General features: G+C 67.8%; 18 protein-coding genes. 8 read left to right on the forward strand and 10 right to left on the reverse strand.

Translation table 11 applies throughout. The features are described from left to right. Positions 1 to 10: 10 nt before the first annotated feature. Positions 11 to 499: a winged helix-turn-helix transcriptional regulator gene (locus EV646_RS18310; RefSeq protein ID WP_132150086.1), complete on the forward strand. Its 489-nt coding sequence runs from the start codon at positions 11 to 13 to the stop codon at positions 497 to 499. Here EV646_RS18310 and EV646_RS18315 read toward each other — a convergent pair. Continuing rightward, positions 496 to 1,371: a helix-turn-helix domain-containing protein gene (locus EV646_RS18315; protein WP_241996141.1), complete on the reverse strand. Its 876-nt coding sequence runs from the start codon at positions 1,369 to 1,371 to the stop codon at positions 496 to 498. The two genes, EV646_RS18310 and EV646_RS18315, sit on opposite strands and share 4 nt — an antisense overlap. Positions 1,372 to 1,573: 202 nt before the next feature. Between EV646_RS18315 and EV646_RS18320 the strand changes: the two genes are divergently transcribed. Next, a complete protein-coding gene (locus tag EV646_RS18320) occupies positions 1,574 to 2,362 on the forward strand; it encodes an SAM-dependent methyltransferase (protein WP_241996142.1) in 789 nt (262 codons plus the stop codon). 40 nt (positions 2,363 to 2,402) lie between these two features. On the opposite strand, the gene EV646_RS18325 is transcribed toward EV646_RS18320, so the two are convergent. Continuing rightward, positions 2,403 to 2,972 (reverse strand): helix-turn-helix domain-containing protein, encoded by a 570-nt coding sequence (locus tag EV646_RS18325; RefSeq protein ID WP_241996143.1) that lies wholly within the window; start codon positions 2,970 to 2,972, stop codon positions 2,403 to 2,405. Between the two features lie 54 nt (positions 2,973 to 3,026). Here EV646_RS18325 and EV646_RS18330 point away from each other — a divergent pair, with 54 nt between their 5' ends. From EV646_RS18330 to EV646_RS39360, 3 genes are read left to right on the forward strand one after another with little or no spacing between them, the layout of a single operon-like run. Further along, positions 3,027 to 3,713 (forward strand): AzlC family ABC transporter permease, encoded by a 687-nt coding sequence (locus EV646_RS18330; protein WP_132150090.1) that lies wholly within the window; start codon positions 3,027 to 3,029, stop codon positions 3,711 to 3,713. Continuing rightward, complete coding sequence (locus EV646_RS18335) at positions 3,710 to 4,033, forward strand: AzlD domain-containing protein (RefSeq protein ID WP_132150092.1); 324 nt, start codon at positions 3,710 to 3,712, stop codon at positions 4,031 to 4,033. Before EV646_RS18330 ends, EV646_RS18335 begins: the two co-directional genes overlap by 4 nt. Positions 4,034 to 4,059: 26 nt before the next feature. After that, a complete protein-coding gene (locus tag EV646_RS39360) occupies positions 4,060 to 4,725 on the forward strand; it encodes a hypothetical protein (RefSeq protein WP_199237051.1) in 666 nt (221 codons plus the stop codon). On the opposite strand, the gene EV646_RS18345 is transcribed toward EV646_RS39360, so the two are convergent. The 3 genes from EV646_RS18345 to EV646_RS18355 all read right to left on the reverse strand — a co-directional run bounded on the left by EV646_RS18345 (position 4,718) and on the right by EV646_RS18355 (position 8,477). Then, positions 4,718 to 5,350, reverse strand: a complete 633-nt coding sequence (locus EV646_RS18345) for a class I SAM-dependent methyltransferase (RefSeq protein ID WP_132150094.1) — start codon at positions 5,348 to 5,350, stop codon at positions 4,718 to 4,720. The genes EV646_RS39360 and EV646_RS18345 overlap by 8 nt on opposite strands. 56 nt (positions 5,351 to 5,406) lie before the next feature. After that, complete coding sequence (locus EV646_RS18350) at positions 5,407 to 7,506, reverse strand: spermine/spermidine synthase domain-containing protein (RefSeq protein ID WP_132150096.1); 2,100 nt, start codon at positions 7,504 to 7,506, stop codon at positions 5,407 to 5,409. 107 nt (positions 7,507 to 7,613) lie between these two features. Further along, positions 7,614 to 8,477 (reverse strand): S1 family peptidase, encoded by an 864-nt coding sequence (locus EV646_RS18355; protein ID WP_132150098.1) that lies wholly within the window; start codon positions 8,475 to 8,477, stop codon positions 7,614 to 7,616. A gap of 262 nt (positions 8,478 to 8,739) precedes the next feature. On the opposite strand from EV646_RS18355, the gene EV646_RS18360 reads away from it, so the two are divergent. Then, on the forward strand, positions 8,740 to 10,212 hold the full coding sequence (locus EV646_RS18360; RefSeq protein ID WP_132150100.1) for an LCP family glycopolymer transferase: 1,473 nt from the start codon (positions 8,740 to 8,742) through the stop codon (positions 10,210 to 10,212). 6 nt (positions 10,213 to 10,218) lie between these two features. Next, positions 10,219 to 11,226, forward strand: a complete 1,008-nt coding sequence (locus EV646_RS18365) for a glycosyltransferase family 2 protein (RefSeq protein WP_132150102.1) — start codon at positions 10,219 to 10,221, stop codon at positions 11,224 to 11,226. On the opposite strand, the gene EV646_RS18370 is transcribed toward EV646_RS18365, so the two are convergent. Genes EV646_RS18370 through EV646_RS18390 form a run of 5 tightly spaced genes read right to left on the reverse strand, consistent with a single transcriptional unit; the run spans position 11,223 to position 15,489 of the window. Then, complete coding sequence (locus EV646_RS18370) at positions 11,223 to 11,999, reverse strand: ABC transporter ATP-binding protein (RefSeq protein ID WP_199237052.1); 777 nt, start codon at positions 11,997 to 11,999, stop codon at positions 11,223 to 11,225. The two genes, EV646_RS18365 and EV646_RS18370, sit on opposite strands and share 4 nt — an antisense overlap. Then, positions 11,992 to 12,882 (reverse strand): ABC transporter permease, encoded by an 891-nt coding sequence (locus EV646_RS18375; protein WP_132150106.1) that lies wholly within the window; start codon positions 12,880 to 12,882, stop codon positions 11,992 to 11,994. The genes EV646_RS18370 and EV646_RS18375 overlap by 8 nt, the downstream gene beginning before the upstream one ends. Positions 12,883 to 12,925: 43 nt before the next feature. Next, the gene (locus EV646_RS18380; protein WP_422386717.1) at positions 12,926 to 13,627 is read right to left on the reverse strand and encodes a tyrosine-protein phosphatase; all 702 of its coding nucleotides are present in this window, start codon (positions 13,625 to 13,627) and stop codon (positions 12,926 to 12,928) included. Positions 13,628 to 13,657: 30 nt separating this feature from the next. Then, on the reverse strand, positions 13,658 to 14,764 hold the full coding sequence (locus EV646_RS18385; protein ID WP_132150110.1) for an iron-containing alcohol dehydrogenase family protein: 1,107 nt from the start codon (positions 14,762 to 14,764) through the stop codon (positions 13,658 to 13,660). Beyond that, the gene (locus tag EV646_RS18390) at positions 14,752 to 15,489 is read right to left on the reverse strand and encodes a phosphocholine cytidylyltransferase family protein (protein ID WP_132150112.1); all 738 of its coding nucleotides are present in this window, start codon (positions 15,487 to 15,489) and stop codon (positions 14,752 to 14,754) included. Before EV646_RS18390 ends, EV646_RS18385 begins: the two co-directional genes overlap by 13 nt. Positions 15,490 to 15,556: 67 nt before the next feature. Between EV646_RS18390 and galE the strand changes: the two genes are divergently transcribed. Beyond that, positions 15,557 to 16,510: a UDP-glucose 4-epimerase GalE gene (gene galE, locus EV646_RS18395; RefSeq protein WP_132150114.1), complete on the forward strand. Its 954-nt coding sequence runs from the start codon at positions 15,557 to 15,559 to the stop codon at positions 16,508 to 16,510. Positions 16,511 to 16,662: the final 152 nt, after the last annotated feature.

Below are 16,662 nucleotides of genomic sequence, written 5' to 3' on the forward strand. Positions count from 1 at the left end.
TGCTCGAGGTATGAACGAGCAGGTGCCCGAGGCGATGCGCTGGTCGACCGAGAACTGCACGATCTCGCGCACGATGCGGATCCTCGGCGACAAGTGGACGTTCCACGTGCTGCGCGAGATCTTCGTCGGCGTACGGCGGTTCGAGGACATCCGCGCGCGGGCCGAGCTGCCGCGGCAGGTGCTGACCGAGCGGCTGGCCGCTCTGATCGAGCGCGGCATCATCCGCCGCCACCCCTATCGCCTGCCCGGTCAGCGAGAGCGGTACGAGTACCGCCTGACCCAGGCCGGGCTGGACCTCTATCCAGTGCTCGTCGCATTGATCCAGTGGGGCGATCAGTACCTGCCGCTCGACGATGGCCCGCCGATCGTTCCTCAGCATCGCGGCTGCGGCGAGGAGGTCAGCGTCGTACTCCAGTGCGCCGCCGGGCACGAGCCGACGCCACGTGAAGTCGCCATCCGCCCAGGCCCTGGCGCCCAGCCTCGAGCGCTGGCGGGCTAGATCATCGCGATGGCCCGGCGCAGCAGGGCTTCGGTCTCACGCGGCTGGGCCGCGCTGATGGACAGCGAGTCCATGGTGACGACGTACGAGTCGAGTTCCTCGCGTTTGTCCAGGTAGACACCGCTGGTGAGGTGCTCGATGTAGACGATGTCCGGGAGATCGGTGTCGTTGAAGCGCAGCAGGGTGAACGCGCCGCCGGTCGCGGTGTAGCCGCCCTTGTCGAACGGGATGATCTGCAGCGTCACGTTGTGCCGCTGTGATGCCTCGATCAAGTGTTCCAGTTGCGCCTTCAGGATCGCCTTGCTGCCGATCGGGCGACGCAAGACCGCCTCGTCGATGATGGCCCACAGGCGGGCGGGACGTGGCTGCCGCGTGAGCACCTGCTGGCGTGCCATCCGCAGCGTCACGAGTCGGTCCACCTCGGAATCCGGCATCGGGTCGTCCAGTCGCCCCAGGTTCACCACCGCACGCGCGTACTCGGGGGTCTGCAGCAGGCCAGGGACGAACTGGAGCTCGAAGGTCCGGATCATGTCCGCGGCCATCTCCAGGCCGAGGTAGTAGTGGAACCAGTCCGGCGTCAGGTCGTCGTACCGTTGCCACCAGCCCGGGTTGTTCGCCCCGCGGGCCATCGCCAGCAGGCGCTCGCGTTCGGCCGGGTCGTCGAGCTTGTAGAGCGTGAGCAGGTCGTCGACGTCGCGGACCTTGAAGCCGACCCGGCCGAGCTCCAGCCGGCTGATCTTCGACTCCGAGCCGCGGATCTCCCAGGCGGCCTCGGTCCGGGTCACGCCGGCTTCCTCGCGAAGCCGGCGGAGATGGACCCCGAGCATGATGCGCTGGGCGGTCGGCCCGCCTTCCATGCCCGGCTCGGTCACCCCTCGCCTCCCCAGTCGTCACACCGTGCAGCTATCGATCATTTCACAACCGATGGTGAAACCGCTCGAGCAGGACTCGCAAGTACGACGTGTTCATCCTGGCCTACTCTCAGTAGAGTCGTCCCTGCACACTTCCCGACGATCCTGCGAGGTCTTGCTGATGCCCGACGGCACCTTGGCACCCAGTTCGACTCCGGTAGGCGTGGACACGACCAGGGCCAGCATCGCCCGGGTGTACGACGCCGCGCTGAACGGCAAGGACAACTTCGAGATCGACCGCGAGGTCCTGCGTCAGGTCGCCACCGTCGCGCCACAGGTGAAGGACCTGGCCTGGTCCAATCGGAACTTCCTGATCCGGGCCTGCCGCTTCCTGGCCGGCCAGGCGGGCATCACGCAGTACCTGGACTGCGGCTCCGGCCTGCCGACCGCGGAGAACACCCACCAGGTGGTGCAGCGGCTGCAGCCGGACGCCAAGGTTCTTTACATCGACAACGACCCGGTGGTGCTCGCGCACGGCCGTGCGCTGCTGGAGGAGAACGAGAACACCCTGTTCGTCAGCGCGGACATCTTCGACGCCGACGACGTGCTGGGCCGGGACGAGGTGACGGACTTCCTCGACTTCGGCAAGCCGATCGCAGTGATCCAGAACGGGACCCTCCACCACTACCTGGGCGACGACATCCCGGAGCTGATGCAGACGTACGTCGACGCTGTGGTGCCCGGGTCGTACACGGTGATCGCGCACTTCCTCGACCCGCAGACGCCGGAGCACTCCGCGCTCGCGCGCAAGATGGAGGAGAAGTTCGTGCACAGCCCGATGGGCAGCGGCGCCTTCCGGAGCTGGGACGAGATCCGGGCGATGTTCCCGGGTCAGGAGCTGGTCGAGCCGGGTCTGGTGCTGTGTGACGACTGGTGGCCGGACGGCCCGCGGGTCAAGCCGCTGAACCCGGTCGAGGAATGCATCGCCGGCGGGGTCGGCCGCAAGCTCTGAAACTTGCCCAGGACAACAGATGTCCTGGGCAACTTTCTTGCTACACGTGTTCGGAGACCAGTACGGCGGAAGTCCCGTCGACCAGGGCCTGAAAGACGTGCGGCTGGTCGCCGGGGTACGCGATGTAGTCCCCGGGGCTCAGTTCCACCGGGTCCTCCACGGGACCGACCAGTGCGCGCCCCGAGCTGAGTACGACGTGTTCTACCACGCCCGGCATGTGCGGCTCGGACTTCCGGCCCGGGCCGGGGGAGGCGACGATCCGGTAGATGTCGCGGCGGGCGTTCGGCGGGCAGGACGCGACCAGCGTCGCGCCGTACTCGGCCTGATCGGAATAGATCACCGGGCCTTCGCCCGCACGAATGATCTGCACCTTGGGTCGCGGCGGCTCGACCAGCGCCGAGAACGGGGTGTCCAGCGCGACCGCCAGCGCCCACAGCGTCTCCACGCTCGGGTTGGCGGTGCCCGACTCCAGCTGCGACAGCGTGGACTTCGCGATGCCGGCGCGCTTCGCCACCTCGGTGAGGGACAGGCCCGTGCGGGCCCGGTGCCGGCGCAGGGATGCCGCGATGACGTCGAGCGGCGCCTTGGATTCCATCAGTGTTCGCTCCATCGGTCTATCTGTTCGGCTTGACGAACGGGCGGGATGGTGTTCATCATAAAACCCATGCGTTCGATTTGGCGAACATTGGATCGTGGACTGGCCCGGGACATCGCGCTGGTCTGCCTGGCCGACGGCGTCGTCGGGATGTCGTACGGCGCCATCAGCGTCGGCGGCGGGCTGCCGCTGTGGGTGCCGGTGCTGTTGTCGATCGTCGTGTTCGCGGGAGCATCGCAGTTCCTCTTCGTCGGCATCGTCGCGGCCGGCGGCAGCCCGATCGCCGCAGTGATCGCGGGGCTGCTGGTGAACACGCGGCATGTCGCGTTCGGGCTGGCGGTCAGCGATGTGATCGGCGGTGGCTGGCGGCGGGTGCCGGGCAGTCACCTGATGACGGACGAGAACGTCGCCTTCGCGCTCGGCCAGGAGGACCTGAAGCAAAGGCGGGCGGCGTACTGGGCGGGTGGCATCGGGATCTTTGCCTGCTGGAACGTCGGCGTCCTCGTGGGTGGGCTGGCGGGGACGATGATCACCGACACCGACGTGTTCGGGCTGGACGCGGCGTTCCCCGCGGTCCTGCTGGCGCTCGTGCTGCCGGCGTTGCGCGATCGCTCCACGCGGACGGCCGCCCTGGTTGGCGTGGTGGTTGCGCTTGCCGCCACGCCGTTTCTGCCGGCCGGTGTGCCGGTGTTGCTCGCCCTGGTGGGCATGGTTTTCTACCGCGCGCCGAAACCCGCGCTGGAGGTCTCGCGATGAACAACACCCCTTTGATGCTCGGCGCCATCCTGATCCTTGCTGTGGGCACCTTTTCGCTGCGGTTCGCCGGGCCGCTGATGCGCAGCCGGTTCGAGATTCCGGAGCGAACGCAGCAGTTCCTCGCCGCGGCCGCGATCGTGTTGCTGACGGCCCTGATCGCCACGTCCGCCCTGATGGACGGGCACGGTCCGGCGGGAATCGCCCGGCCGGCTGGTGTGCTGGTGGGCGGGATCCTCGCCTGGCGCAAGGCGCCGTTCATCCTGGTCGTCGTGGCGGCCGCCACCACCGCCGCCGTACTGCGCCTGCTCGGCGTACCTTAGGCCCTGTCTGGCGTTAACGTTTTCTGGTGACTAGCTACTCAGCGGCACCTCCACCTGCCCCGAAGAAGACGTTGACCTGGCTGGCGATCGCGTCGTTCGTCGTCGGGGTCGTGCTGACCGGGTTCTTCGTCTGGCGGATCGTGGCGACGGCGCCGAAGTCGCCGACGCCGGTGGACGGCGGAGTCCACGTCAAGCTGGAGAAGGAGGGCCTGACGATCTACTCGTCCGTGCCCGTGCTGCTGCCACCGTGTGAGGTCAAGGATGCCCACGACGCAGACATCCCGCTGAGGTCGCCGAAGGGATCGGAGCAGATCAGCATCGGCGGCGAGACCTGGTACGTCGTCGCTCGCTCGGTGAGCGCAGTGCCGCCGGGCGACTATGTGGTGAACTGCGAGGACTCCGAGACCAATGCGACGTACGCCGTCGGACCGCGTTCCGGCGTCACCGCGTTCGTGCTGTCGATCTTCGGCGCGATCGGCTCGTTCCTGATCTTCTTAATCCTGGGCGGCATCCTGCTCGGGGTCGGCATCGTCAAGAACCGCCGCCGCAACCGCCCCGGCAACACCTTCCCCACCCAGGGCCCCGGCAACTACCCGCCGGCACCAGGTGCCCCCGGCAACTACCCGCCGCCGGGCAACACCTTCCCCACCCAGCCCTACAACCCAGGCCCCAACCCGGACAGACCTAGCTGATCGTCGCCACCCAGAAGTAGGTGAGGTCGGTCCACCCGGCCTCGCCCGGCGCCACGTCCGCCGCGAACTGCTCCGCGGTGGGGAAGTTCTTCAGCACCTCGAACGTCCGCCCGTCCGACAGCCGCCGGGTCTGATAGGTATCCCCGTCCTCGGTCGTCCGCGTGATCGGATGGTTGCTGCCTTCGACATACCGGTTGTCCACCAGGATCACGACCCCACCCGGCTCGACCCGTCGCCGCAGCGCTTGCGCGAACCGCCGTACGTCGGCACGCGGAACATGGGACCAGAAGAACCCCGCGAAGATCGCCTCGAACGTCCCCGGTACGGCGTCCAGGTCGTAGGCGTCGGCCGTCCGGAACGCGACATCGCCCGGCCCGTAGGAACGGGTCCGGGCGATGGCCAGCGTCTCGTCATTCAGATCGGTCGCCAGGACCGACCGCGCCGAGGTCGACAGCGCAGTGGTCCAGTAGCCGGTGCCGGCGGCGATCTCCAGCACCGACTTCCCGGCGACCAGTGGCGGCAGGAGGGCCCGCAACCGGGCCAAGTCCTCCTGCCGCTCCGGCTTCGCGTAGATCACGTCGTACTCGGCCGCGCGATCCCGGTAGTAGTCAGCCAGTTCGGTCATTCGAACCTCCAAGGTGTGGTGGAGGTCCGTGCGACCCAGACATCAGAACCTAACAGCTAACTGCGAACTACCGCGGGGGTTTTCGGGCTGAGTAGGAAGGCGCCGGCGTAGAGGAGGGCGGCGACGATCAGGAGGCCGTCGAAGCCGATGATCAGGGCCGCGTACTCGAGGCAGCCGCCGAGCATTGCGCCGAGCAGGTTCGCGCCGAAGGACGCGGTGCCGTCGGCGGTGTCGGTGAACCGCTTGGCGAAGATGACGTTCGCGGCGAAGATCGGCAGGAACGCGATCAGCACCGCGCACAGCGCACGCAGCCCGACCGGCATCGCCAGCAGCCACTCGTCGGGGAAGATCCACGACAACGCGAGCCCGCCGAACAGGACGACGTACATCACCTTCAACGGTGGTGTCCGGAACTTCCTGGTGACTTCGACAGCGGCCAGTACGGCGACCAGGACGCCGGCGAAGACGATCGCGTTGACCACCCACGTTGTACCGAACAACAGCGCGAAGCCGGTGATGCTCTTCGTCTCCAGCAGCATGAAGCCGGCGCCGAGCAGGAACAGGTCGGCGTACGGGCGCATCCGCCGGTACGACGATCCGCCGCCGGCGATGCCGACTCCGATCAGGCCGGCGACCAGGATGAGCCCGAGGGTGACGAGATAGAGGCTGGGGATCCGGTCGGTGAACAGGTACAGGAACGGCCGGTTGTCGGTCGCCGGCGGCGGCGTGACCGAGGTCGGCCCGGCCCACTCGGACCCACAGGTCTGGTCGGCCTCGGTCAGTCCGACCGTCACCACCGCCTGCTGCAGGCCGTCACCGACCTTGTCCACACACGGCTTGTGGCCGAACGCCGCCTGCGCGGTCGACGCGAGCCGGTCGATCAGCCAGGTCTCGCGGTAGTAGTTGTACATCGCGAACGCGCCACCCGGGTTCAGGTGCTCCTTGGCGCTCTCGAACGCCTGCTGGGTGAACAGGTAGCTCTCCAGCCGCAGCGAGCTCGCGCCGTTCACCAGTGTCAGCGAGTCCGGCAGGGCCAGCAGGATCAGGTCGTACTTCTTGTCCGTCCCGGACAGGTACGCCCGCCCGTCATTGATGTGCGAGGTCACCCGCGGGTCCTGGTACGGGCGGTCCGGGTGCAGCGCCTTGCCGATGTCGCGGATCCGCGGGTCGATCTCGACCGCGTCCACATGCGTCGCGCCCTTCTTCAGCGCGATCGCGACGTCCGAACCCGAGCCGGCACCGATGATCAGCACGTTCTTCGGTGCCTTGCCGACGTTGGCGCGCTCGTACGGCAGCCCGTACTGCGGCTCCCACTGCAGCCGCGCGTCAGCCGGGATGGCCTGCTGGTGCGGGACGCCGTTCACGGTGATCGTCAGCAGCGGCACGCCCTGCCAGGTGTCCTTCTTGGTCTGCACCTTGTAGTACGGCGACCAGCTGTTCTCCGGCCGGGTCGACTCGTGGAAGAGAATCCCGACCATCACCAGCAGCGGCGAGAGGACGAGCGCCGCACTCAACCCGGTGGCGACGACGGTACGCCGCGACAGCGCACCGATCCTTTGCCGCGGAATCATCAGGACGCCGAACATGCAGGTGACGATCGCGCCCCACCAGATCGGCGGCGCACCGAGGAACGACAGCCCCGTGAAGGCCGCGATCCCGAGCAGGCTGCCGACCAGGTCGAACCGGTACGCCGTCAGCCGCGGCAGCTCGGCGAAACAGCGGCCGACCAGCTCGGCGGGCCCGGCCAGGACGACGGCGGCCGCGATGAAGATGATCGGGAGGACCAGCCAGACCGGCGGGCCGGTGGTGTTCAGGCTGGTGAAGTAGATGACGCTCGACGAGGAGCCTCGGTCGACGGTGACCGGCTTCCAGGCGATCACCAGGACGAGCAGTCCGAGCATCACCGGCGAGTAGTAGGGCAGCCGTTTCGCCCGCCCGGAGCGGAGGATGCCGATGCCGATGCCGAGGAACGAGCCGAGCAGGACGAAGTTCGAGAAGTAGCTCAAGTGCACGACGTTCGAGCCGGTCCAGCGGATCAACGCGAGCTCGAGGAAGAGCATCAGCGCGCTGGACGCGACCAACCTGGTCCGCACCCCGAACGGGCTCGGCCATTTCGCTGTAGTCGTGACTTGGTCAGTGGGGGAATCGACTGCCATGCGCCGCGACGTTACCGGATATCAAGCGCACGCTCGCGCCGACGCACGAAATCCGGAGACGTTCCGCGGTACGGCGACCACGCGCTGTGGCCGCCGTACACACTGAGTCAGCGGCGCCGGGCCGGCTTGGGGAGCTGGCAGCCGGTCTTGTTGAGGTCGAGGGTGCGGTTGGCGGTCAGGCAGGTGTAGAGCCACCAGGTCTGCTGGCCGTAGGCGGCGCCCTGGTCGACAGTGATGTTGCCGGCGGCGTCGACCTCGCACGGGTTGTTCACCGTGCAGCGTTCGCCGTCCTCGTTGCCGGTGTTGTTGACGCCGATGACCTCACCGGTGGAGGTGCTGACGACCGGGGATCCCGACGTACCGCCGATGGTCTCGCAGCCGGGCTGCTGGTACTTGATCGAGCTCTGCCAGGTCCAGTCGCCTTCCCGCAGTTGCGGGATCGTCGCCTGCACCGAGCAGGTGTAGATGCGCTTCCAGTAGCCGGACACGACCGCCATCCCGGCGCCGTTCGCGGGGCCTTGCTTGGCCAGCGTGAGCGCGTCGACGTTCAGCCGGGTCTTGATCGACGCGTAGGTCTCGTTCACTTCGTAGACGATCATGTCGGTCTTGGTCATCGTGCCGAACAGGATGCGGCTCGCGCGGACCGTGCCGGCCCGGCTGGAGTCCGGCCGGAGCAGGGTGATCGAGCGTGACGACGCACGGTTCACCAGCACCTGGCCCGGGTCCAGGAACCCGCCTTCGTAGCAGTGCCCGTTGGTGAGTACGAGCGCCTTGTCGGTGCCAGCCGATTCGGCGTACCGGACGAGGGAGGCGGAGCAGTTGCTGAGCGCCGCGATCCCGGTGAAGTCGGCACCTGGCGCCTGTACGGCGGAGTCCGGTGTCGCGGCCTCGACAGCCTGAGCCGACATCGTGCCGAGCAAGGAGACGGTTGCGGCCGCGGCGGCGGCTGCGAGCGCATTGAACAGTTTCATGGGGCGGTGTCCTCACGGTTTGGTGCTTGGAGGCACTTCGTAACGCATCCACCCGTCGCGAAGCATCACCACTGCGTGAAACCGGCTGTTCACAGGGTGAGCGCACGGGTTTTCCTGCGCTGTGTGAAGAGGCTGCTACTCTTCGTTTCCGGATCCGCCTCGGCTCGAACCATCGCACCGCCCGGCACGTCGTACCGGGTAGTGATGGTGACGACAAGGTACGGTCGGCTGCAGCCGCCCGGATGGAGAACGGAAGGACCTCATGCCGCAGGAGAAGCCTGACCTGCGCAATCTTCGCGAGCCGGTGCGGTTCAAGCGGGCGTTGACCCTGGTGTTGATGACCCTGGTGCTGCCCGGGTCCGCCCAGATCGTGGCAGGCAGCAAGCGGACCGGGCGATGGGCCTGGCGGGTGCTCGCCGGGCTGATCGGGATCGTGCTGTTCCTGGTCGTGCTCGCGCTGATCTGGCGGGCCGGGACGATCAACCTGCTGGCCCGGCCGGGCACGCTGCGCGTCATCCAGGTCCTGCTGATCCTGCTCGCGATCGGCTGGGCCGTGCTGTTCTTCGACGCCTACCGGCTCGGTCAGCCGCTCACGATGGAGCGCAAGCACCGGCTGACCATGAGCATCCTCGACGGCACCTTGGTGCTCCTGGTCGTCGGCGCGCTGATCTACGGCAGCGTTCTGGTCAACACCCAGCGCGACTTCGTCGCCAGCGTGTTCGGCAGCGGGGCGAAGTCGAAGGCCGAGAAGGGCCGCTACAACGTGCTGCTGCTCGGCGGCGACTCCGGCGCCGACCGGGTCGGCACCCGACCGGACAGCATCACCCTGGCCAGCATCGACGCCGACACCGGCCGGACCGTCCTGATCGGCTTGCCGCGGAACCTGGCCAAGGTCCCGTTCCCGGAGGGTACGGCGATGGCCAAGCAGTTCCCGGACGGCTTCCGCTGGAAGAACTGCACGATCAACTGCCTGCTCAACGGCGTCTACACCTACGCCTCGGAGCACAAGAGCCTGTTCCCCGGCGACCCGCACCCCGGCGCGACCGCGACCAAGCAGGCGGTCGAGGCGGTCACCGGCCTGAAGGTGAACTACTACGTGCTGATCGACCTGGCCGGCTTCCGCGATCTCCTGAACGCGGTCGGCGGGATCACGCTGGACATCGGCAAGCGGGTCCCGATCGGCGGCGGCACCTCACCGATCAAGGGCTACATCGAGCCGGGCAGGAACGTCCACCTGGACGGCTACCACGCGCTCTGGTTCGCCCGGTCCCGGGCCGAGTCGTCGGACTACGAGCGGATGACCCGGCAGAAGTGCGTGATGTCGGCGATGCTGAACCAGCTGTCGCCGAAAACCGTGCTGACCAAGTTCCAGGGCATCGCGTCGGCCAGCAAGGAAGTGGTCTCGACCGATATCCCGGCCGGCGAGCTGGGCACTTTCACCGACCTCGCGCTGGACGCGAAGAAGCTCCCGGTGTCAAGCTTCTCCGCGGTCCCGCCACTGATCCACACCGGCGATCCCGACTTCGCACTGATCAAGACCAAGGCCGCCGAGGCGGTGGCGAAGTCGGAAGCGCTGGACAAGGCGGGCTCAGGAGGAGACGGTAAGACATCGAACACTCCGAGTAGCAAGACCAGTACAAGTACCACCAAGAAACCGAGTACGTCGAAACCGACCAGCTCACCGACCACGTCCGCCAACAACGTCGACGACGTTGCTTCGATCTGTAAGGCCTGACCTGATATGCCGCTGTCCCACTGGCCGCCAGTGTCCGTCGTGATGCCCGTGCTGAACGAGGAACGCCATCTCGAGGAGGCGGTCGGCCGCGTTCTCGACCAGGACTACCCCGGTGAGCTCGAAGTCGTCCTCGCCATCGGTCCGAGCAAGGACCGGACCCAGGAGATCGCGGACAAACTGGCCGAGGCCGACGGCCGGATCACCATCGTGCCGAACCCGACCGGTAAGACGCCGGCCGGGCTGAACGTCGGCATCGCGCATGCCAAGCACGACATCCTGGTCCGGGTCGACGGCCACGGCGCGCTCACCGCCGGGTACATCACCCGGGCGGTCGAGGTGCTGGACGAGACCGGCGCGGACAACGTCGGCGGCGTGATGGCTGCCGAGGGCCGTACGCCGGTGGAGATGGCTGTCGCATGCGCGTACCGCTCCCGGCTGGGGCTGGGCGCGTCGACGTTCCACCAGGGCGGCAAGGCCGGGCCGGCCGACACCGTCTACCTCGGTGTCTTCCGCCGGGCCGCGCTGGAACGGGTCGGCGGGTTCGACGAGACCATGCACCGGGCTCAGGACTGGGAGCTGAACTACCGGATCCGCAAGACCGGCGGCCTGATCTGGTTCTGCCCGGACCTGTCCGTCACCTACCGGCCGCGGTCGTCGCTGTCGGCGGTGGCCAAGCAGTTCTTCCACACCGGTCAGTGGCGGCGCGAGGTGGTCCGCCGGCACCCCGAGACGGCGAACAAGCGCTATCTGGCGCCGCCGGTCGCGGTGATCGGGATGGCCCTCGGGACCATCCTCGGCATCATCGGCCTGATCACCGGGATCGGCTGGCTCGACCTGGGCTTCCTCGCGCCGCTCGGGTACGCGCTGCTCATCCTGGCCGGCTCGGCCTTCGAGGGCCGTTACCTGCCCTGGAAGGCCCTCTTCTGGCTCCCGCTCGTCTGCGCCACGATGCACGTCTCCTGGGGCCTCGGCTTCCTCGCCGGCCTGAAGGAGAAGCCAGCCACCACCAGTTAGACCTTGGTGGTGGCGCCGGTGGCTGACTGGTTGTAGGCCTCGACCACTTCTTCGACCGGGCCGTCCAGGCGCAGGACCCCCTTGTCCAGCCAGATGGCCCGGTTGCAGGTGTCCAGGACAACGTCCAGGCTGTGGCTGACCAGGAACACCGTTCCGGCCTGTTCGCGCAGCTCGTGGATCTTCTTCTCGGACCGGATCCGGAACTCGGCGTCACCGGTGGCCAGCGCCTCGTCGACGAGCAGGATGTCGTGCGCCTTCGCCGAGGCGATGGCGAACTTCAGGCGGGCCGCCATACCGGACGAGTACGTCGACATCGGCAGGTCGATGAACTCGCCGATGCCGGAGAACTCGACGATCTCGTCGTACCGCTGCTCGATTTCCGCAGGGCTCATGCCCATCGCGAGGCAGCCGAGTACGACGTTGCGGTCGCCGGTGAGGTCGTTCATCATCGCCGCGTTGACGCCGAGCAGCGACGGCCGGCCGCCGGTGTAGATCGCGCCGGAGGCGGGTGGCAGCAGCCCGGCGACGGCGCGCAGCAGCGTCGACTTGCCGGAGCCGTTGCGGCCGATGACGCCGATCGCGTCACCCTTGTAGGCGGTGAAGCTGACGCCCTTGACCGCGTGCACCTCACGGATCGACGGCCGGTCCTGCCGCTTCAGGATCCGCCGGAACGCGGTCGCCGCGGTTCCCTTGCCACCCTGGCCCGCGATGACCTTGTAGATGATGTTCACGTCATCGGCGATGACGGTGGGCTCAGCCCCAGTGTCAGCCACGGCCATAGCGATCCTCCGCGCGCCAGAAGTAGACGAATCCTGCCACCAGGGCGATGAACGACCACGCGATCGAGATCGCCCAGGCGTGCGGCAGCTGGTTCTTCACGTGCTCGTCGAGCAGCGCTCGCCGGACGATGTCGATGTACGCCGAGATCGGGTTCAGCGACAGCACGTGGATCACCCAGCCGGGAGCGTCCGCCTGCGTCAGCTTGGCGGGCAGCGAGAAGAAGATCCCGGATGCGTACAGCCAGGTCCGGGTGACGAAGGGTAGCAGCTGGCTGACGTCGGAGACGAACGTGCCGACCCGGGCGAAGATCAGGGTCACGCCGACGTTGAACATGGTCTGCAGGAACAGCGCTGGGATGACGAGCAGCCAGCGCGGGCTGATCCCGTCGGTCAGCCCGACGATGACGAGCAGCAGGCCCATCGAGACGAGCATCTGGGTCAGCTCGTTGAGTACGTACGCCAGCGGCAGCGTGGCGCGGGGGAAGTGCAGGGTGCGGATCAGCGACAGGTTGAGCGCGAGGGAGCGGGACCCCTCGGTCATCGAGCGCTGGGTGTAGGTGAACACAAAGATGCCACTGAGCAGGAACGCGACGTAGTTGTCGATTCCGTTCTTGGTGCCCAGCAGCACACCGAACGCGAGGTAGTACACCGCCGCGTTCAGGATGGGGGTCAGGATTTGCCACAGTGAGCCCAGGCGGGCTCCGGCGTACAGGGCATAGGTGCGGGCACGTGCGTAGCTCACGATGAACTGGCGGCGGCTCCACAGTTCACGCGTGTAACTGCCCAGCGGCGGCCGAAGCGAGCTCTTGGAGAGCCCGTGGCGTTCGGCCATTGCCGCCGGGTCGCTGGTGCCGGTCTGCTCGGCGGCGGTCGACATGAGGGTCAATCTACTGCGCCCGGTCACGGCGTGTTGACGCAGGTCAGCCCAGAAGCCGGGAGCGCAGCCTTACGAGGTCTGCCGACGTAAGACCACCATGCCGCAGATAGGCCTCCGGACCGCCGTATTTCTCGTCCAGATGCCGCAGGATCGCGGTCATCGATTCGGCCCGCGTATCGCGGAATTCGAGCATCTCCGGGTGCCGCGAGGAGTCCGGTTCCGCGGCGAGTTGTTCGGCCAGCCAGTCCGCCAGCCGCGTCTGGGTGAGGAAGTAGTCCGCGACGATTTCTTCCTCCGGTACGCCGGCCACGCTCAGCGCCAGCGCGACGACCATGCCGGTCCGGTCCTTGCCGCCGTGACAGTGCACTACCACCGCGCCGTCAGGTGCCTCTGCGATCGCCTTCACGGCCGCCGCGAACAACGTCGGGCGGCGGTCCAGCATCCAGGTGCACGCCTCGACGATCGTCGGCTGCCCGTGGTCCGGATCCTTCGGGTCGGCGAGCGGCTGCCGGACTCCGAGCGGGTCATCGGTGAATGGGGTCGGGGTCGCCGCGATCTCGCCGTCGGTCCGCAGGTCGAGGATCCGCCCGACGCCGGCCCGCCGTACGGCGTCCACTCCGTCAGCCGACAGGTAGTGAAGACTGTCCGCGCGGATCAGCACGCCCTCGCGGACGGTCCTCCCGTCGGCAGTCGGCAGCCCACCCACGTCGCGCACATTCCGGCATCCCGGCCAGTCAATGTCCACGCCCGCCATCAAATCAGAGCGGCGCAAAGTTCAGTCCAGGATGCGACCTTCGGGCGTGATCGGGGCTGGATGGGTGCGCGCGTAGACCTGGTCGTTGAAGTCGGCGACCTTGACCACGACTCGCTCGGGCGTGAGCGCGGCCTCCTCCAGGACGGTGAAGCGGCCTGGGCGGGTCTGTGGCGCGTAGCCGACGATCTCCGAGAACTCCTCGAGGCTGAAGCCGAGGTCGATCGGCCGGACCGGCAATCCGTGCCGGTACAGGCAGTCCACGGTCGCGTTGAACTTGTCCACGTCACCGCGGAGGAACCACGCGAAGGCGGCACCCATGCCGACCTGCTCGCCGTGGAACCCGCGCCGCTCCGGATAGAGCAGATCAATCGCGTGCGAGATCTCGTGACAGGCACCCGACGACGGCTTCGAATTGCCCGCCACCAGCATCGAGATTCCGGACAGCACCAGCCCTTCGGCCAGCGTGGTGAGGAAGGCGTCCTCGCTGACGCTCCCCGGATGGTCGATCACGGCCTGTGCCGCGGTCCGCGCGATCGACACCGCCAGTCCGTCGATCGCCTCGCCTCGCAGCCTGTTCGCGGCCTCCCAATCAGCGGTCGCGGACAGGTTCGACACCAGGTCGCCGATCCCGCTGCGAACCGACCGCGGCGGCGCGTGGCCGATCAGGTCGAGATCCACGAGTACGGCGATCGGCGCCGGCACGCTGTACGAGCCACGACCGGCGTCGTTGTCCAGCGTGCTGATCGGCGAGGCGATCCCATCGTGCGCGAGGTTCGTGGCGACCGCGACCATCGGCAGCCCGAGCCGGGCGGCGGCGAACTTGGTCACGTCCAGGACGGTTCCGCCGCCGATCCCGACGATGGCGTCGTACTGCTGGCTCCGGATCTTCTCGACCAGCTTGATCGCGGCGTTGATCGTGCAGCCGTCGACGGTGAACCAGTCCGCGCCGACGAGGCCGTGCTGAAACGTCTCCTGGATCACGGGCCCGTGCGTCGCGCCGACCGCGATCGCCACCCGGCCGGACGGCGAGATCCGTTGGTCGGCCAGGATCTTCGCCAGCTCGGCCAACGCCCCTCGCCGTACATCCACGACGAGCGGTGCGGGAATCAGCCGCGCTAGGAGGGGCATACGATCTCCCGCGCCCGGGCGAGATCGTCGTGGTTGTCGATCTCGACCCAGTCGACTGTGCCGATCGAGGCGACGTCGATCCGGAATCCCTTGTCCACCAGGTACTGGTACCCATCTTCGTAGTACAGGTGCGGATCGCGCTCCCAGGTTTCCTGGAGCGCGCTTGCCAGATCGGTCGCGGCGGCGGCCTCGATCAGGCTGACACCGATGTACTCGCCGGTGGCGGTGTCCGGATCCATCAGTTTGGTGACCTGGGTGACACCGTTGTCTTCGGTCCAGATCACCTTCATCTCTTCCTCGGCCAGCTTCTTTTCCGTGTCGAGGGCGAGGATGATCCGGCGGCCGTCGCCGCGAGCGTCGAGCAGCGTCCGCTGGACCGACGCGGGGTGCACGGTGTCGCCGTTGGCCAGCAGTACGCCGTTTGCCAGGTGGTCACGGGCGCACCACAGGGAGTAGGCGTTGTTCCAGGTCTCCGCTTCGGGGTTGTGGATCAGTTCGAGGTTGACGCCGTACTTTTCCTCGAAGCCCTTGACCCGCGACTCGATCTCGCTCGCGGCGTACCCGACCACGATGGCGACATCGGTGAGGCCGACCTCGGCGTAGTTGGCCAGCGTGAGGTCGAGCACAGTGGTGTCTGGATCGATCGGGACCAGGGCCTTCGGCAACGTGTCCGTGTACGGGCGGAGGCGGCGGCCGGCGCCGGCGGCGAGCACAAGTCCGATCATTGCCCGATGGTACGGGTTCGGCCCGTCTGTGCGCGCTGAGTTGCGGAGTGGTGGCACCATCATGGTCATGACGTGGCTTGTGACTGGTGGTGCCGGGTACATCGGGGCGCACGTGGTGCGCGCTTTCCTCGCGGACGGGATCGACGTCGTCGTGATCGACGACCTGTCCAGCGGCAAGGCGGAGTTCGTGCCGGACGGCGTCCCGTTCGTGCAGGCGAACCTGCTCGACGGTACGGCGGTTCGCGGTGCGCTCGATGGCGTCAGCGGCGTCGTACATCTGGCCGGTTTCAAGTACGCCGGGGTGTCCGTCGACCGGCCGATGCACACCTACACGCAGAACGTGACCGCGATGGTGTCACTGCTCGAGGCGATGGCGGAGAAGGAAGTCGGGAACATCGTCTTCTCGTCCAGCGCGGGCGTCTACGGCACGCCGAAGGAAGAAGTGGTGACGGAGGCGACGCCGACCGACCCGCAGAGCCCGTACGGCGAATCGAAGCTGGTCGGCGAGTGGTTGCTCGCGGACCAGGCTCGTGCGGTTGACCTGCACCACACTTCGCTGCGTTACTTCAACGTGGTCGGCTCCGGAGATCCTTCGGTGTACGACGCGAGCCCGTACAACCTGTTCCCGATCGTGTGCAATCTGTTGACGCAGGGCAAGGTCCCGCAGATCTACGGCAACGACCACCCGACGCCCGACGGCACCTCGGTCAAGGACTACGTCCACGTCGCCGACCTGGCCCGCGCGCACGTCGCCGCGGCCCGGTCCCTCGACTCGGGGAAGTCGCTGGAACCCGTTTACAACCTGGGCAGCGGCACCGGCACCTCGGTCCGCGAGATCATGGATGCCGCCCGCCGCGTCACCGGCATCGACTTCACCCCGACCGAAGGCCCCCGCCGCCCCGGCGACCCCTCCCGCGTCGTCGCCACCGGCGACCTGGCCGCCCGCGACCTCGACTGGAAAAACACCTACACCGTCGACGACATGTTCGCGACCGCCTGGGAAGCCTGGCCGAAGGCCTAGCACGCTCCCCGCTGGGGCTTCACTCGGCAAGGAGGCTTCGGCACGGTGGCCTCACTCGGCGTCGCGCGGGGGGGGGGGGGGGGGGGGGGGGGGGGGGGGGGGGGGGGGGGGGGGGGGGGGGGGGGGCGGCGGGCGGGGGGGGGGGGCCCCCG

It is taken from the genome of Kribbella antiqua, assembly GCF_004345665.1.
GTDB classification, from domain to species: Bacteria; Actinomycetota; Actinomycetes; order Propionibacteriales; family Kribbellaceae; genus Kribbella; species Kribbella antiqua.

Coding starts and splice junctions, on each gene's coding strand:
- EV646_RS18310 (WP_132150086.1), top strand. CDS start 11: ATGAACGAGCAGGTGCCCGAGGCGATGCGCTGGTCGACCGAGAACTGC.
- EV646_RS18325 (WP_241996143.1), bottom strand. CDS start 2,972: ATGGAGCGAACACTGATGGAATCCAAGGCGCCGCTCGACGTCATCGCG.
- EV646_RS18330 (WP_132150090.1), top strand. CDS start 3,027: ATGCGTTCGATTTGGCGAACATTGGATCGTGGACTGGCCCGGGACATC.
- EV646_RS18335 (WP_132150092.1), top strand. CDS start 3,710: ATGAACAACACCCCTTTGATGCTCGGCGCCATCCTGATCCTTGCTGTG.
- EV646_RS18345 (WP_132150094.1), bottom strand. CDS start 5,350: ATGACCGAACTGGCTGACTACTACCGGGATCGCGCGGCCGAGTACGAC.
- EV646_RS18350 (WP_132150096.1), bottom strand. CDS start 7,506: ATGGCAGTCGATTCCCCCACTGACCAAGTCACGACTACAGCGAAATGG.
- EV646_RS18355 (WP_132150098.1), bottom strand. CDS start 8,477: ATGAAACTGTTCAATGCGCTCGCAGCCGCCGCCGCGGCCGCAACCGTC.
- EV646_RS18360 (WP_132150100.1), top strand. CDS start 8,740: ATGCCGCAGGAGAAGCCTGACCTGCGCAATCTTCGCGAGCCGGTGCGG.
- EV646_RS18365 (WP_132150102.1), top strand. CDS start 10,219: ATGCCGCTGTCCCACTGGCCGCCAGTGTCCGTCGTGATGCCCGTGCTG.
- EV646_RS18375 (WP_132150106.1), bottom strand. CDS start 12,882: ATGTCGACCGCCGCCGAGCAGACCGGCACCAGCGACCCGGCGGCAATG.
- EV646_RS18385 (WP_132150110.1), bottom strand. CDS start 14,764: ATGCCCCTCCTAGCGCGGCTGATTCCCGCACCGCTCGTCGTGGATGTA.
- EV646_RS18390 (WP_132150112.1), bottom strand. CDS start 15,489: ATGATCGGACTTGTGCTCGCCGCCGGCGCCGGCCGCCGCCTCCGCCCG.
- galE (WP_132150114.1), top strand. CDS start 15,557: ATGACGTGGCTTGTGACTGGTGGTGCCGGGTACATCGGGGCGCACGTG.